The organism is Tabrizicola aquatica (genome assembly GCF_002900975.1).
Lineage (GTDB): Bacteria > Pseudomonadota > Alphaproteobacteria > Rhodobacterales > Rhodobacteraceae > Tabrizicola > Tabrizicola aquatica.
Window position 1 is genome coordinate 26556 of sequence record NZ_PJON01000004.1, and the last position, 13877, is coordinate 40432.

The following is a 13877-nucleotide window of genomic DNA, read 5'->3' on the forward strand; positions in this document are numbered from 1 at the left end:
ACTGCGAAAGCCTGCATTTTCTGTCCTTAAATATCCCACGGGGAGCGCGAGGGGTGTGAAACCCCTCGCTCCGACATCTCAGCCCTCGACCGCCCGCAGCAATTCGCGGCTGATGATGTGCCGCTGGATCTCGGACGTGCCCTCCCAGATCCGCTCCACGCGAGAGTCCCGCCAGATCCGCTCCAAGGGCAACTCGTCCATCAGGCCCATTCCGCCGTGGATCTGGATCGCCTCGTCCGCCACCATCGCCAGCACCTCGGTCGCTTTCAGCTTGGCCATCGCCATGTCGGCCTCGGTCACCGTGCCCTGATCGTATTTCCAGGCCGCCTCGCGGGTCAGAAGCTCCGCCGCCTTCAGCTCCATCGCCATGTCGGCCAGCTTGAAGCTGACCCCCTGGAACTTGCCGATCTGCTGGCCGAACTGCTTGCGCTCTGCCGCATAGGAAATCGCATGCCCCAGTGCCCGCTCCGCCCGGCCAAGGCAGGTCGATGCAACCTGCAGTCGCGTCGCGCCCAGCCAGGAGTTCGCCACGTCGAACCCCTTGTGCGGCTCGCCCAGCACGTTCGCCGCAGGCACCCGGCAATCGTCGAACTCCAGCACGGCGTTGGTGTAGCCGCGGTGCGAAACGTTCCGATACCCTTCGCGCACGGTGAAGCCGGGCGTCCCCTTGTCGACAAAGAACGCCGTGATCAGCTTCTTCGGGCCGCGCGGGGTCTGTTCCTCACCGCTTGCCATGAAAACGATGGCGAACCCCGCAAGGTCCGCGTGGCTGATGAAGTGTTTCGTCCCGTTCAGCACCCAGTCGCCGCCGTCCTGCCGGGCACTCGCCTTCATCCCCCGCAAATCCGACCCCGCGCCGGGTTCGGTCATCGCCAGGCAATCCCAGGTCTCGCCCCGGATGCAGGGCATCAGATAGCGTTCCCGCTGGTCCGCATTCCCCGCCAGCAGGATGTTCGACGGCCGCGCCACGCAGGTCCAGTGCAGGGCATAGTTCGCCCGGCCTAGCTCTTTCTCGTACAAAAGCCAGGACAGCGTATCCAGCCCCGCGCCGCCCACTTCCACCGGCATGTTGGCCGCGTAAAGCCCTGCCGCGATGGCCTTGCCCTGAAGTTCGCGGATCAGTTCCAGCGGCAGGACCCCGGTGCGCTCCACCATCTGCTCGTGCGGGTAAAGCTCGGTCTCCACGAAGGCGCGCGTGGTGTCGACGATCATCCGCTGTTCTTCGGTCAGTCCGAAATCCATCACGCCCTCGCCTGTCCGATTGCCCGGCCGGCACCGTCGGGCGGGGGTAGCCCCGCGTGCGCGTCGGCGATGGCTTTCAGGTTCCGCCAGACTTCGGCTGACGCAGGCACGGTCTTGCCCGCCGCCATATCGACGTGCAGGCACAACTGCTCCACCGTCGCCACGCAAGTGTCGCCCTTCATCACCCGGACAAAGCTGCGGAACCGCTTTTCGTCGGCGCTGATGATCTGCAATTCGCCGCGCAGCTGATCCCCCAGCTTCGCCTCGCCCAGATGGCGGATATGCGTCTCGGCCGAGTAGAACGAATGCCCCGCCGCCACATAGTCCATCCCCGCGCCGATGGTGCGCAGGAAGTTGTCCACGGTTTCCGAATTGCAGAAGTAGTAGCGGCTTTCCGTCATGTGGCCGTTGTAATCGATCCAGCCCGGCAGCACCTGCCCCTGCCACATGACCAGCGGCGCGGCCTTGGCCCCCGTGTCCAGCCCCGCCGCCATCTCGGCGTTGAAGGCGGCCGCGCGCCGCTCATCATGCTCGCGCAGCACCTTCCCCGCGCCCCAGTTCCGTTCCTTCAACGACCGCAGGAAGCCCACCAGGTTCCGGTCGCGGATGCGTTCCAGCTCGCGGATGCCATACATCCCGGACTGCGCGTCCGACTGGCTGGAGACCAGCTCCACCAACTCGTCGTTGAACTCGGGCACGTCCATCAGCTTGGTCCAGGGCCATTTCAGCGCCGGGCCGAACTGCGCCATGAAATGCCGCATCCCGGCCTCACCCCCGGCAATGCGGTAGGTCTCGAACAGACCCATCTGCCCCCAGCGCAGGCCAAAGCCCATGCGGATCGCCTCGTCGATTTCTTCGGTCGTGGCGATGCCGTCCTTCAGCATCCACAGGGCCTCGCGCCACACCGCCTCAAGGAAGCGGTTGCCGATGAAGGCGTCGATCTCGTGCCGGATCACCAGGGGGAACATCCCGATGTCCTTCATGATCTGCACCGTCCGCTCCACCACCTCGGGCGGGTTCTTCTCGGACCCCGAGATCTCGGACAAAGGCAGCAGATAAACCGGGTTGAACGGATGCGCGACGATGATGTTCGCCGGATTGACCGCAGATTTCTGCAAGTCGCTGGCCTTGAATCCGCTGGTGGACGACCCGATCAGCACCCCAGGGTTCGATTGTTGCAACTGGGCATAGACCTTGTGCTTCAGCTCGATCCGCTCGGACACGCTTTCCTGTACATATTCCGCACCCTCGACCGCCTCGCCGATGGTGCCGTGAAAGGTCAGCTTCCCCTCGGCCGGCATCGGCACATCGGACAAGGCCGGCAGAGCCGCGCGGGCGTTGGACAGGACCGCCGCGATCTTCCGCTCCGCCTCCGGGTCGGGGTCGAACACCCCCACATCCCAGCCATTCAGCAGGAACCGCGCGGCCCAGCCGCCCCCGATCACCCCGCCGCCGATGATTGCCGCCTTGCGCGCCATGGTCGTCCCCTCAGTCAATGCAGATGCCGACCGTCTGGCCGGTCTCGTCCAGGAATTCGAAACAGCCGAACAGCGGCGAGACCGGCGAACAGGTCCGCGTGTCGGCCAAACAGACGCCCGAGCAATCGTCGGCCGCCGTGCAGGACTTGCCCGCATCCGGCTCGGGCCGGAAGCAGACCTCGTCGGGCAAGAGCCCGCCGCGCCCGACCGTGCCGCCCTGCATCAGACAAGCCGCCCGGTCGGCCTCGGACAGCCGTTTGCCATCTGGGGCCTCTTCGACGCAGGCCCCCAGCGTCAGCACGGCGATCAGGGCCAGGTGTCTTGACCAGCCCGCGCTGAGTCTGGCCGCGCTCACTTCGCCACCGGCGCCCGCTTTTCCAGCTTCAGCCGCGCCCGCACCTCGGCCGGCGTGATCACCCGCGCGCCCAGGTTCTCGATGATCGTCGCCGCCCGCTCCACCAGTTGCGCGTTGGTCGCCAGCACCCCCTTGTCCAGCCACAGGTTGTCCTCCAGCCCGACCCGTACGTTGCCGCCAGCGATCACTGCCGCCGCGACATAGGGCATCTGGTGACGGCCCAGCGCAAAGGCCGACCAGTGCCAGCCCGCTGGAACATTGTTGACCATCGCCATGTAGGTGTTCAGATCATCGGGTGCGCCCCACGGCACGCCCATGCACAGCTGCACCAGCACGGGTTCGGGGATCACGCCTTCCTTCACCAGTTCTTTCGCCAGCCACAGATGGCCGGTGTCGAACGCCTCGATCTCGATCCTGACACCCGCCGCTGTCATGCGCTTGGCCATATCCCGCAGCATGCCGGGCGTGTTGACCATCACGTAATCAGCCTCGTTGAAGTTCATCGTGCCGCAGTCCAGCGTGCAGATCTCGGGCCGGCACTCCACCACATGCGCCACCCGCTCCGTGGCCCCCGCCATGTCGGAGCGTGGGCCGATGCGGCCCATATCCTCGGTCCCTTCAAAGTAGATGTCGCCGCCCATCCCCGCCGTCAGGTTCAAGACCACATCGGTGTCGCTGTCGCGGATGCGTTCGGTCACCTCGCGGTAATACTCCAGCTTGCGGCTGGGCTTGCCGGTTTCCGGGTCGCGGACGTGGCAATGCACCACCGCCGCGCCGGCCTTGGCCGCCGCGATGGCGCTTTCCGCGATTTCCTTGGGGCTCCGCGGCACATGCCGGCTGCGGTCCTGCGTCCCGCCCGAGCCGGTGACGGCACAGGTGATAAAGACTTCGCGGTTCATGGTCAGCGGCATGGCATCCTCCCCTTGGTGCGCCCAGCATAGCTGCCTTGCGCGCCCACGCTTTGCACTTTACGAAATCCTCATGACGGAAAACGCAATCTTCCAGCCGGCGCGCGATCCCCTGACCATCGCGCTTCTGGTCCTGCCCCAGGCCTCGATCCTTGAGGTCGCCTCGGCCCTCGATCCCCTGCGCAACGCCAACCGCCATTTGGGAAGTGAGGCATACCGCTGGCGTGTCGTCTCGCCCGATGGCGCGCCTGTGCCGCTGACCTGCGGGATCGAACTGCCCTCCTCCGGTCCGCTCTCGCATGCTGCCGGTGCCGATGCCCTGATCGTCATTGCCGGCTACCGCCTGGCCGAGGTGGCAACCCGCCCCCTGATCCGCGAGTTGCGCCGCATCGCGCCCCGGTTCCAACTGGTCGGCGGCATCGACGCCGGCCCCTGGGTCCTGGCCCGCGCGGGCCTGCTCGACGGCCACCGCGCCACCGTCCACTGGGAGGATCTGGAGGACCTCGCCGCCGCCCATCCGCATATCGACGTGGTCCCCGACCGCTTTGTGATCGACCGCAACCGCGTGACGATCTCGGGCGCCGCCCCGGCCCAGGATTTCATGCTCCAGCTGATCCGCAGCCGCCACGGCGCGGCGCTGGCCCGGCAGGTCGCGGCCAGCTTCCTGGCCACCGTCCGCCACGGGCACGAGCCGCAGATCGCCCCCCAGGACGCAGCACTCGACACTCGCGTTGCCCAGGCCCTGGCCCGGATGGAGGCGCGGATCGACGCCCCCGAACCCGCCGCCCAGACCGCGCAGGCCGTGGGCCTGTCCCCACGCCGGCTGGAGTCGCTGTTTCGCGCCGCCCTGGGCACCACGCCCGCCGCCCACGCCCTGGACCTGCGCCTGCAAGCCGCGCGCCGGATGCTGACCGACACCGCGCATCCCATCGCCGAGGTCGCGCTGCGCACCGGCTTTTCCAGCCCCGCCACCCTGTCCCGCGCCTTCCGCGCCCGCTTCGGCCACCCGCCCTGCGCGCTGCGACGCTAGACCTGGTCGCGGTCCTCGGCGCTGCGCTCTTGCACCGCCCGGTGCAAGGGCGTCAGCAGGACCAGGGTCAGCACCGTCACAACAGTCAGGATCACCGCGATGTCCAGTTGCCCATAGCCCACCGCCGCGCCGATCGCTCCCGTGGCCCAAAGGCTTGCCGCCGTCGCCGTGCCCTTCGCCCGGTCCCCCTGCTTCAGGATCGCCCCGCCACCGACAAAGCCGATCCCCGTCATCAGCCCCTCCAGGATGCGCGAGTGCTGCTGCGAGTCGGGCCCCAACACGCGGATCGCGATGATCACAAAGCCGCAGGCCGCCATCGCCACCAGCGGAAAGGTCCGCAACCCCGCGCTGCGCTCTTCCCGCTCACGGTTCCAGCCGATGGGCAGCGCCAGCACATAGGCCACTGCCAGCGCCACCAGATGCGACAGTGCGGCGTCCGTATCCCAGGACCGCAACAGCTCCATTACGCCGCATCCACCAGGCCACGACCCTTCAGCAGGGCCTCGACCCCCGGCATCCGGCCGCGGAACTTCAGATACAGCGCCTCGGCTTCCTCCGACCCGCCGGCCGACAGGATGAACCGCTCCAGCCGCGCCGCCACCTCGGGGTGGAAGGGATCGCCCGCCTCCTCAAACGCGGCAAAGGCATCAGCGTCCATCACCTCGGACCACATATAGCTATAGTAGCCGCTGGAATAGCCGTCGCCGCTGAACACATGCGCGAAATGCGGTGTCGCATGCCGCATCCGGATCGCACGCGGCATCCCCAGGCTTTCCAGCACCTCGGCCTGTTTCTGCATCGGGTCCGCCGGTGGCGTCCCGGTGTGGAACTCCAGGTCCACCATGGCGCTGGCCACGAATTCCACCGTGGCAAAGCCCTGGTCATAGGTCCCGGCATCCAGAAGCCGCTTAAGCATGTCGCCCGGCATCGGCGCGCCGGTCTCATGGTGCCGCGCATGCGCCTCCAGCACCGAAGGCACCTCCAGCCAATGCTCGTAAAGCTGGCTGGGCAGTTCCACAAAGTCCCGCGCCACGGATGTTCCGCTGATGAACCCATAGGTCACATCCGACAGCATCTGGTGCAGCGCATGGCCGAATTCATGGAACAGCGTCCGCGCATCGTCATAGGACAAAAGGCACGGCTCACCCTTGGCGAAGTTGCAGACGTTGACCACGATCGGCCGCACCTCGCCACCCAGTTTGCGCTGCGACCGCATCGTCGAACACCAGGCCCCCGACCGTTTCGACCCGCGCGCGAAGTAATCCCCCAGGAACACCGCCACATGCGCGCCCCCTCGGGTCACCTCCCAGCCCCGCACATCCGGGTGATAGAACGGCCCCGCGATCTCGCGGAACTCCAGCCCGAACAGCTTGGTGGAGCAATCGAACATCGCCCCCAGCATCGCCTCCAGCGACAGGTACGGCTTCAGCGCCGCCTCATCCAGATCATGCTCCGCCTTGCGGCGCTTCTCGGAATAGTACCGCCAATCCCATGGCTCCAGCGGCCCCGCATACCCATCGGCCCGCAGCATCGCCTCCAGCACCGCCGCATCGGCAATCGCCTTCGCGCGCGCCGGCTGCCAGACCCGCATCAACAGATCCCGCACCGCGTCCGGCGTCTTGGCCATCTCCGGCTCCAGCTTGAACCCCGCAAAATCGGCATAGCCCAGAAGCTGCGCCCGCTCGGCCCGCAGCGCCAGGATTTCCGCCGCAATCGCCCGGTTGTCCGTCTCGCCCCCGTTCGCCCCCCGCGCAACCCAGGCCGCATAGGCCCGTTCCCGCAAGGCCCGGTTCGGTGAAAACTGCAAAAGCGGCACGATCAGCGACCGGTTCAGCGTGACCACCGGCCCCAGCCCCTTTTCCGCCCCCGCCGCCTTGGCCGCATCCTGTACAAAGCCCGGCAGCGCGGCCAGGTCCTCGGGCGCAAGCTCCAGGAACCAGGACCGCTCATCCGCCAGCAGGTTTTGCCCGAACTGCGTGCCCAGCACCGCAAGCCGCGACTTCACCGCCGTCAGCCGCTCGGCCGCCGCCCCCTCCAGCGCCGCACCGGACCGGACGAACATGCGTCGATACAGGTCCAGCACCCGGCCCTGCTCGGCGCTCAGCCCCAAGGCCTCGCGCCCCTGCCACAGCGCGTCGATCTTGGCCCACAGCGCCTTGTTGTTGGTGACCTCGCTGGAAAACGCGCTCATTTTCGGCGCCAGTTCCCGCATCAGCGCCTCGCGCGCCTCGGTGCTGTCCGCGCCCGCCAGATTGTAGAACACCCCCGACACCCGGTCGAGGTCGCCTTCCGCCAGTTCCAGCGCCTCGATCACCCCGGCAAAATCCACCGCCGGCCCCTCGGCAATCGCCGAAATCGCCGCCCGCGCCCGCGCCAGGGCCTCGTCGAAGGCCGGCCCGAAATCCTCATCCCGGATCGCCGCGAAGGGCGGCAGCCCGAACGAAGTGTCCCACGTCTCAAGTAGCACATTCATCGCAGATCTCCTTTGCCGGCAAAGCTAGGCCCGCCCCGGACCAAGGTCCACCCATGCCCTTTCATACTGGCGGAAATATCCTGGGGGTTTGGGGGTGAAACCCCCAACGCCGAGGAGGAGGCGAAGCCCGACGACGAGACAAAAGCCTTGCGGCGCAAGCCGCTCCGCTTAACTGCCGTCCCGCCCGCGCGACCGCATCCGCGCCTCGAACCGCCGCAGGATCAGCGAAAGCCCGATGGTCATCACCAGATACAGGAAGGCCGCCACGTTATAGGTCTCGAAATAGCGAAAGTTCCCCGCCGCCGTGACCTTGGCCAGTTGCGCCACGTCCGAGATGCCCAGCACCGCCACCAGGCTACTGTCTTTCACCATTGCAACAAAATCATTGCCCAAAGGCGGCAGGATCAGCCGGAAAGCCTGTGGAAAACGAACATGGCGGAACCTTTGCCACCCGTTCAGGCCCAGCGCCTGCGCGGCCTCGATCTGGCCCTTGTCCACCGCCTGCAACCCGGCCCGGAAGATCTCGGCCAGAAAGGCGGAATAGGCCAGCATCAGGGCAAGGACCGCGCGCCACAGCAGCGGCACATCGCGGGTGCGCAGCACCTCGTCCCCGGCCAGGCTGTTCACCCCGTGGACGATCCCCGGCACCAGGACAAAGGCCACATACAGCAGCAGGACGATGATCGGCACGCCGCGCATGACCTCGATGTACAGCCGGGCGAACTGGCGCAGCAGCAGGAAGCGTGACAGCCCCATCATCGCCAGCCCCAGCCCGATCGCGCAGGCGCCCAGATAGGCGACCACCGCCACGGCCAGCGTGACCCACAGCCCCTTTGTCAGGATGCGCAAGGCGCTGGCATAGACCTCGTCCGACAGCATCTCGTACAAAAGCCAAAGGCCGGTGACCGCAAGGATCACCAGCCACCAGGGAAAGTCGCGCTCTGGCTCGGAGTTCGGCGCCATGCGGTTGCCCCCGGACCAGGCCGGGGGCCAGCCTTCACTCGCCCATCTTGTACTCGACGAACCACTTCTGGTTCAGGGCATCCAGCGTGCCATCCGCCTTCATGCTGGCAATCGCCGCATTGATCGGCGCCACCAGGTCGCTGCCCTTGGGGAAGATGAACCCGAAATCCTCGGACGCCAGCGGCTCGCCGATGATCTTCAGCCCGCCGTTCGAGGCCGCGACATAGCCGTTCGCCGCCGTGGAATCCGACAGCGTCAGGTCCACGTCGCCCGCCTTCAGCGCCTCCAGCCCGGCCCCGAAGGTCTCGAACTTGATCACCCGGGGGTTTTCCTCGTTGCCGTCCAGAATGTTGTAGATCGCCGCATAGAAAGGCGAGGTTCCCGGCTGCGCGCTGACCAGCAGTTCCGGGTCCGCGGCAAAGCTGGCCGCATCGGTGAACCGCGCCTCATCGCCGCGCACGATCATCAGCATCTCCGACCGCATGTAGGCGTCCGAGAAACCGACCTGCTCCTTGCGCTCGTCCTTGATGGTGATCCCGGTCATGCCGATGTCGAACTGGCCTTCCGCCACCGCCGGGATCATCGCATCCCAGCTGGTATTCTCGTACTTGACCACCATGTTCAGCCGCTTGGCGATCTCGGCCATCGCGTCATATTCCCAGCCCACGGCCGCGCCCGCCTTGTCGACGAACTGCAGCGGCGGATAGGCGTTCTCGGTCACGACGACGACCTCACGACCGGCCAGGTCCGGCAGGTCCTGGGCCACGGCGGGCAGGGCGACAAGGGAAAGGCCCAGAAGGGCGGCGGTCAGTTTCATCGGTCAGGCTCCCGGCTGATGGATCAACTGCCGACTATGCCATTTGGCCCCGCCGATGCAAGCCGCTCAGCCCCGCCCGTCACGCCCCGTAAACCGCCCCCGCCAGCGCCGCATCCAGCACCGTACCGGCATCACTCCCCTCGCTCCAATCCTGGCCCGAGGTCACGATGCAACTGATCCCGTCCGCCCCGTGATGCAAGACCGTCCAGGTCCCCAACAGCTCCGAGGCCCACAGCTCCATCATCATCCCCTCCCCGGTCATCCGCACCAGCCGGGGCGTCTCGGCAAAGTCATGCCGCAGCGTCGCTGCAACCACGGTGCGCGCGTCGCAATAGGTCTCGGTCAGGCTCAGCGGCTCGTCCGCCCGCGGATCGGGCGCGGCGGCCAGGGCAACCGTGACGGTCAACGCGACGCCGCCCAGCCAGGCAGCCAGCCGCGTCAGGCTTGGGGCGATCATCCGGGTCTGGAACATCGGGTCCTCCGCATCTCTGCTACGCCAAACCAACGCCGGCAGGGGGCCAAGGTTCCCCACCCTGGCCCGGGCGTAGGGTGGGCAATCTGCCCACCCACGCTTCCCAGCCGCGCCGATCCGGTCCATCCTGCCCCGAAAACGAAGGTGCCCATGGACCCCGCGACCCTCACTGCCGCCGCCCTCGCCCCCCTGATCCGCAGCCGCCAGCTTTCGGCCGAAGAGGCGATCCGCGCCACCCTCGCCCGGATCGACCGGGTGAACCCCGGCCTCAACGCCATCGTGCAGCGCATGGATGATCAGGCGCTGGCGCAGGCCCGCGACATCGACGCCCAACTCGCAACGGGAAAGGACCCCGGCCCCCTCGCCGGCGTGCCGGTCACGGTGAAGGTCAACATCGACCAGCAGGGCCAGGCCACGACGAACGGCCTGCGCATCCAGGCCGACCTTGTCGCCGAAACCGACAGCCCGCCGGTCGCCAACCTGCGCCGCGCCGGGGCAATCATCGTCGGCCGCACCAACACCCCCGCCTTCAGCCTGCGCTGGTTCACCCGCAACTCCCTCCACGGCGCGACGACTAACCCCGCCTTCCCCGACCTCACCCCTGGGGGCTCCTCGGGCGGGGCCGCCTCAGCCACCGCTGCGGGCCTTGGCGCCATCGCGCACGGCACCGACATCGCGGGGTCCATCCGCTACCCGGCTTATGCCTGCGGCATCCACGGCCTGCGCCCCGGCCTTGGCCGCGTGCCCGCCTTCAACGCCACCGCCGGCGACCGGCTGATCGGCGGGCAACTCATGGCCGTCTCCGGCCCGCTCGCGCGTTCTGCCGCCGACCTGCGCCTTGGCCTCGCCGCCCTCTCGCACCCCGACCCGCGCGATCCCTGGTGGACCCCCGCCACCCCCGCGCCCTACCCCAAACGCGCCGCCCTTGCCCTCACCCCGGATGGCCTGCAAACCGACCCGCAGATCCAGGACGCCCTCACCGCCGCCGCCCGCACCCTCGAATCCCAGGGCTGGGACATCGGCACCCCGCCCCTTCCCCCCATGCGTGAGGCGATGGAGCTGCAACTGACCCTCTGGCTCTCCGAATTCGGCCTTGGCGGAGCGGACGCCATCGCCCGCGAAGCCGACCCTGACGCCAGCTTCGTCCACCGGGAACTCACGAAACTCGCACCACCGCCGACGCTGGAAAGCTTCATGCGCGCGCTGCAATCCCGCGCCCGCCTGGCCCGCCTCTGGCGCGGCTTCTTCGCCGACTGGCCGGTCCTTCTGACCCCGGTCTCGGGCCAACTGCCCTTCCCCAACCACTACGACACCAGCAGCCCCGCAGCCTTCGCCCAGGTGATCGAGGCCCAGATGCCCCAGATCGCCCCGCCGCTCATGGGCCTTCCCGGCCTTGCGGTAACCACCACCCGCACCGCCACCCACCCCATCGCCATCCAGGCCCTGGCCGACCGGGGGAACGAACACATCCTCCTCGACCTCGCCGACCTCCTCGCCCCCGAAATCCCGGCAATCACCCCGTAGGTCGGGGTTCACCCCGACTCTCGGTCCGATCAGCGCAGGGTGCGCTACAGCGCAGCGTCCTCTTGCGCGCGGTCCTTGCGGATTTCGATCATCTGCATCGCAAGGATCGGCACTGGCACCAGCATGACCACGATGACAAAGGTCAACAGTTCCGAAAACCGCCAAACCACCGACCAAAGGCCAAAGCCGGTGCAAAAACTGTTGCCAACCACAAGAAGCGCCAGCAGCAGGCACAAGTGAACCACATGCAGCTTCAGAAGCGCCGCCGAAAGGCCGAACGTCCGGCGAAAGATCAGCTGCAAAGCGGACCCGACACCCAGGGCCAGAAAGACCCAAGGCAGAACCCACCCAAGCGGCCAAAGCCCCCCGACCAGGCCGCACCGCCCCCCCGAACTCGACGCGATATACCCAACATTGCGGTCCCGCCCTGACGCCCAATAGACGTTCGCCAGCGTCACCGGCAGCAGCAGAACCAGACTGAACAGACGCAAGGCCACTCACCATCCTCCCAAAGACGCAGGTACGCCGCATAGTCATTGCCATGGCAAGTCCGGGTTCCCGTTGCCGACGCTGGCCGATCCCTTGATCCAGACGCCCCTCCCCCGGCCCCTCCGCCCCCGCTTTCACCTGGCAACAAATATCCCCGCCGGAAGCATCCCCGAGCCGGTTGGCGCCCCGCGCCAGAGGCGAGACAAAAGGCGTGCGCGTCAGCGCTCCATTCAACACCCGCCCGGACTCGCAAGACCTCCGGACGCAAGCGAACAGGGCAAACGCCCGGTAACCACCCACCGCCCAACGCCGGATGCCCCCCTCCGGCCCAGCCCCCGGCCCCCGCTTTAACCTGGCAACAAATATCCCCGCCGGAGGCATCCCCGATGCCGATTGGCGCCCCACGCCAGAGGCGAGACAAAAGGCGTGCGCGTCAGCGCTCAATTCAACACCCGCCCGAACCCGCAAGACCTCCGGTCACAAGGCGGCTGCTTTCCATCAGAAGCCGCAGGCGATCCGGCACCGCGACCTCGAACAAGGCAAACGCCCAGTAAACGCCCACCGCTAACCGCTTGATTCCAAACACCCCGCAACCACCGTCCTGCGTGGACAGCCCGTCAGTGCCGGCCGCCGCAGACCTCGCAATCCGCGCGACGCTTCACCCCGATCACCCGGGTCTCCATATAAAGCGCGTCGTGGATCATCAGCCGTCCCGCCAGCCCCTCGCCGGCCCCGGTGACCCACTTCACCGCCTCCATCGCCATCATCGCCCCGATGACCCCCGGCAAGGGCGCCGCCACCCCCGCCTCGGCACAGGAGGGCACCAGCCCCGCCGCCGGCTTCACCGGAAAGACGCAGGCATAGCACGGCCCCCCCTTCGCCGGGTCGAACAGGCTGACCTGCCCCTCCCACTGCGTGATCGCCCCCGAAATCAACGGCACCCCCGCCGCCACGCAGGCCCGGTTGACCAGATAGCGCGTGTCGAAATCATCGGTCCCGTCCAGCACCAGATCGAACTCCCGGACCAGGTCCACCGCGATCTCGTCGGTCAGCCGCCGATGATAGGGCCGCACCTCGATGAACGGGTTCAGGGCGCGCATCGCCACCTCGGCCGAGAACACCTTCGGCATCCCGATCCGCCCGTCGGTGTGGATCACCTGCCGCTGCAGGTTCGACCCCTCGACCAGGTCATCGTCGATCACTCCGATCACCCCCACCCCGGCCCCCGCGAGATACAGAAGGACCGGAGACCCCAGCCCCCCCGCCCCCACGACCAGCACCTTCGCCGCCTTCAGCCGCTTCTGCCCGGCCCCCCCGATCTCGCGCAGCAGGATGTGGCGGGCGTACCGCTCCAGTTCCGCCTCGCGGAACGTCCCCGATTGCGGCGCAGCCACCGGCTCCGGGGCCTTTCGCCGGTGGACGGCCCGCAGCACCTCGCGGTAGCCCAACACGACCGCCGCCAGCAGGCCAAGGACCGCCCAGCCCCGAAAGTCGCCGCCCACCACCCGCGCGAAGGGATGCTCCATCTGACCGGGCAGATGCACCAGCATCAGCAGTCCCCACCACCCCGCCGCCAGCCACAGCCAGCGCGCGCCCCAGCCGCGCCAGCGACCCAAGGCCCACAGGCCCAGGAACCCCAGCAGTCCGATCACGCGCGCAGCCCCGTGGACCCGAACCCGCCCGTGCCGCGCGCCGTCTCATCCAGCCCGTCCACCACGGCGAACCCCACCTGCACCACCGGGGCCACCACCACCTGCGCCACCCGGTCGCCATGCCGCACCGTATACGGCTCGGTCCCCAGGTTGATCAGCGACACCCCCAAGGGCCCGCGATAATCGCTGTCGATGGTGCCGGGCGTATTCGGCAGCGTGATCCCATGCTTCGATGCCAACCCCGACCGGGGCCGCACCTGCATCTCATACCCCTCCGGAACCGCCACCCGGATGCCCGTCGGACAGATCGCCCGCTCCATCGGCGCCAGAGTCAGCCCCACCGCACGCTCCCCTTCCGGAAAATTCGCGCACAGGTCCGCCCCCGCCGCCCCAGCCGTCTGATAGACGGGCAAGGGCAGGCTCCGGTCGGCCCAATCCTCCCAGACGACACTCACCACCAGGCGCATCGGCTCT

14 protein-coding genes are annotated in these 13877 nt (G+C 67.8%); 2 read left to right on the forward strand and 12 right to left on the reverse strand.

From position 1 onward, the window contains the following. Positions 1-78: 78 nt before the first annotated feature. From CXR42_RS14625 to bcoG, 4 genes are read right to left on the reverse strand one after another with little or no spacing between them, the layout of a single operon-like run. Positions 79-1242 (reverse strand): acyl-CoA dehydrogenase family protein, encoded by a 1164-nt coding sequence (locus tag CXR42_RS14625; RefSeq protein ID WP_103258328.1) that lies wholly within the window; start codon positions 1240-1242, stop codon positions 79-81. Further along, positions 1242-2720, reverse strand: coding sequence for a carnitine 3-dehydrogenase (locus CXR42_RS14630; RefSeq protein ID WP_103258329.1), 1479 nt, complete (start codon positions 2718-2720; stop codon positions 1242-1244). Before CXR42_RS14630 ends, CXR42_RS14625 begins: the two co-directional genes overlap by 1 nt. 10 nt (positions 2721-2730) lie before the next feature. Then, positions 2731-3075 (reverse strand): hypothetical protein, encoded by a 345-nt coding sequence (locus CXR42_RS14635; RefSeq protein WP_103258330.1) that lies wholly within the window; start codon positions 3073-3075, stop codon positions 2731-2733. Next, complete coding sequence (gene bcoG, locus CXR42_RS14640) at positions 3072-3986, reverse strand: 3-dehydrocarnitine:acetyl-CoA trimethylamine transferase BcoG (RefSeq protein ID WP_103258331.1); 915 nt, start codon at positions 3984-3986, stop codon at positions 3072-3074. The genes CXR42_RS14635 and bcoG overlap by 4 nt, the downstream gene beginning before the upstream one ends. Before the next feature lie 70 nt (positions 3987-4056). Here bcoG and CXR42_RS14645 point away from each other — a divergent pair, with 70 nt between their 5' ends. Next, positions 4057-5013 carry a GlxA family transcriptional regulator gene (locus CXR42_RS14645; RefSeq protein ID WP_103258332.1) on the forward strand — a complete coding sequence of 319 codons (957 nt, stop codon included), beginning with the start codon at positions 4057-4059 and terminating at the stop codon, positions 5011-5013. On the opposite strand, the gene CXR42_RS14650 is transcribed toward CXR42_RS14645, so the two are convergent. From CXR42_RS14650 to CXR42_RS14670, 5 genes are all read right to left on the reverse strand, one after another. Beyond that, a complete protein-coding gene (locus CXR42_RS14650) occupies positions 5010-5477 on the reverse strand; it encodes an MgtC/SapB family protein (protein WP_103258333.1) in 468 nt (155 codons plus the stop codon). The two genes, CXR42_RS14645 and CXR42_RS14650, sit on opposite strands and share 4 nt — an antisense overlap. Further along, positions 5477-7486: a M3 family metallopeptidase gene (locus tag CXR42_RS14655; RefSeq protein WP_103258334.1), complete on the reverse strand. Its 2010-nt coding sequence runs from the start codon at positions 7484-7486 to the stop codon at positions 5477-5479. Before CXR42_RS14655 ends, CXR42_RS14650 begins: the two co-directional genes overlap by 1 nt. Before the next feature lie 168 nt (positions 7487-7654). Next, positions 7655-8449: an amino acid ABC transporter permease gene (locus CXR42_RS14660; RefSeq protein WP_103258335.1), complete on the reverse strand. Its 795-nt coding sequence runs from the start codon at positions 8447-8449 to the stop codon at positions 7655-7657. A 34-nt stretch (positions 8450-8483) separates the two neighbouring features. Further along, the gene (locus CXR42_RS14665; RefSeq protein WP_103258336.1) at positions 8484-9266 is read right to left on the reverse strand and encodes a transporter substrate-binding domain-containing protein; all 783 of its coding nucleotides are present in this window, start codon (positions 9264-9266) and stop codon (positions 8484-8486) included. Positions 9267-9345: 79 nt separating this feature from the next. Further along, positions 9346-9738, reverse strand: a complete 393-nt coding sequence (locus tag CXR42_RS14670; RefSeq protein ID WP_103258337.1) for a hypothetical protein — start codon at positions 9736-9738, stop codon at positions 9346-9348. Positions 9739-9888: 150 nt separating this feature from the next. Here CXR42_RS14670 and CXR42_RS14675 point away from each other — a divergent pair, with 150 nt between their 5' ends. After that, positions 9889-11262 carry an amidase gene (locus CXR42_RS14675; RefSeq protein WP_103258338.1) on the forward strand — a complete coding sequence of 458 codons (1374 nt, stop codon included), beginning with the start codon at positions 9889-9891 and terminating at the stop codon, positions 11260-11262. Positions 11263-11306: 44 nt separating this feature from the next. Here CXR42_RS14675 and CXR42_RS14680 read toward each other — a convergent pair whose 3' ends face one another. The 3 genes from CXR42_RS14680 to dut form a co-directional block, all read right to left on the reverse strand. Further along, positions 11307-11759, reverse strand: a complete 453-nt coding sequence (locus CXR42_RS14680) for a hypothetical protein (RefSeq protein WP_103258339.1) — start codon at positions 11757-11759, stop codon at positions 11307-11309. Between the two features lie 609 nt (positions 11760-12368). Next, positions 12369-13403, reverse strand: coding sequence for a HesA/MoeB/ThiF family protein (locus tag CXR42_RS14685; protein ID WP_245875458.1), 1035 nt, complete (start codon positions 13401-13403; stop codon positions 12369-12371). Further along, complete coding sequence (gene dut, locus CXR42_RS14690; RefSeq protein ID WP_103258625.1) at positions 13400-13870, reverse strand: dUTP diphosphatase; 471 nt, start codon at positions 13868-13870, stop codon at positions 13400-13402. The genes CXR42_RS14685 and dut overlap by 4 nt, the downstream gene beginning before the upstream one ends. Positions 13871-13877 lie beyond the last annotated feature (7 nt).

Excerpts from the sequence above, each read along its gene's own strand:
- CXR42_RS14625 (WP_103258328.1), bottom strand. The coding sequence starts at position 1,242 with ATGGATTTCGGACTGACCGAAGAACAGCGGATGATCGTCGACACCACG.
- CXR42_RS14630 (WP_103258329.1), bottom strand. The coding sequence starts at position 2,720 with ATGGCGCGCAAGGCGGCAATCATCGGCGGCGGGGTGATCGGGGGCGGC.
- bcoG (WP_103258331.1), bottom strand. The coding sequence starts at position 3,986 with ATGCCGCTGACCATGAACCGCGAAGTCTTTATCACCTGTGCCGTCACC.
- CXR42_RS14645 (WP_103258332.1), top strand. The coding sequence starts at position 4,057 with ATGACGGAAAACGCAATCTTCCAGCCGGCGCGCGATCCCCTGACCATC.
- CXR42_RS14650 (WP_103258333.1), bottom strand. The coding sequence starts at position 5,477 with ATGGAGCTGTTGCGGTCCTGGGATACGGACGCCGCACTGTCGCATCTG.
- CXR42_RS14655 (WP_103258334.1), bottom strand. The coding sequence starts at position 7,486 with ATGAATGTGCTACTTGAGACGTGGGACACTTCGTTCGGGCTGCCGCCC.
- CXR42_RS14660 (WP_103258335.1), bottom strand. The coding sequence starts at position 8,449 with ATGGCGCCGAACTCCGAGCCAGAGCGCGACTTTCCCTGGTGGCTGGTG.
- CXR42_RS14665 (WP_103258336.1), bottom strand. The coding sequence starts at position 9,266 with ATGAAACTGACCGCCGCCCTTCTGGGCCTTTCCCTTGTCGCCCTGCCC.
- CXR42_RS14670 (WP_103258337.1), bottom strand. The coding sequence starts at position 9,738 with ATGTTCCAGACCCGGATGATCGCCCCAAGCCTGACGCGGCTGGCTGCC.
- CXR42_RS14675 (WP_103258338.1), top strand. The coding sequence starts at position 9,889 with ATGGACCCCGCGACCCTCACTGCCGCCGCCCTCGCCCCCCTGATCCGC.
- dut (WP_103258625.1), bottom strand. The coding sequence starts at position 13,870 with ATGCGCCTGGTGGTGAGTGTCGTCTGGGAGGATTGGGCCGACCGGAGC.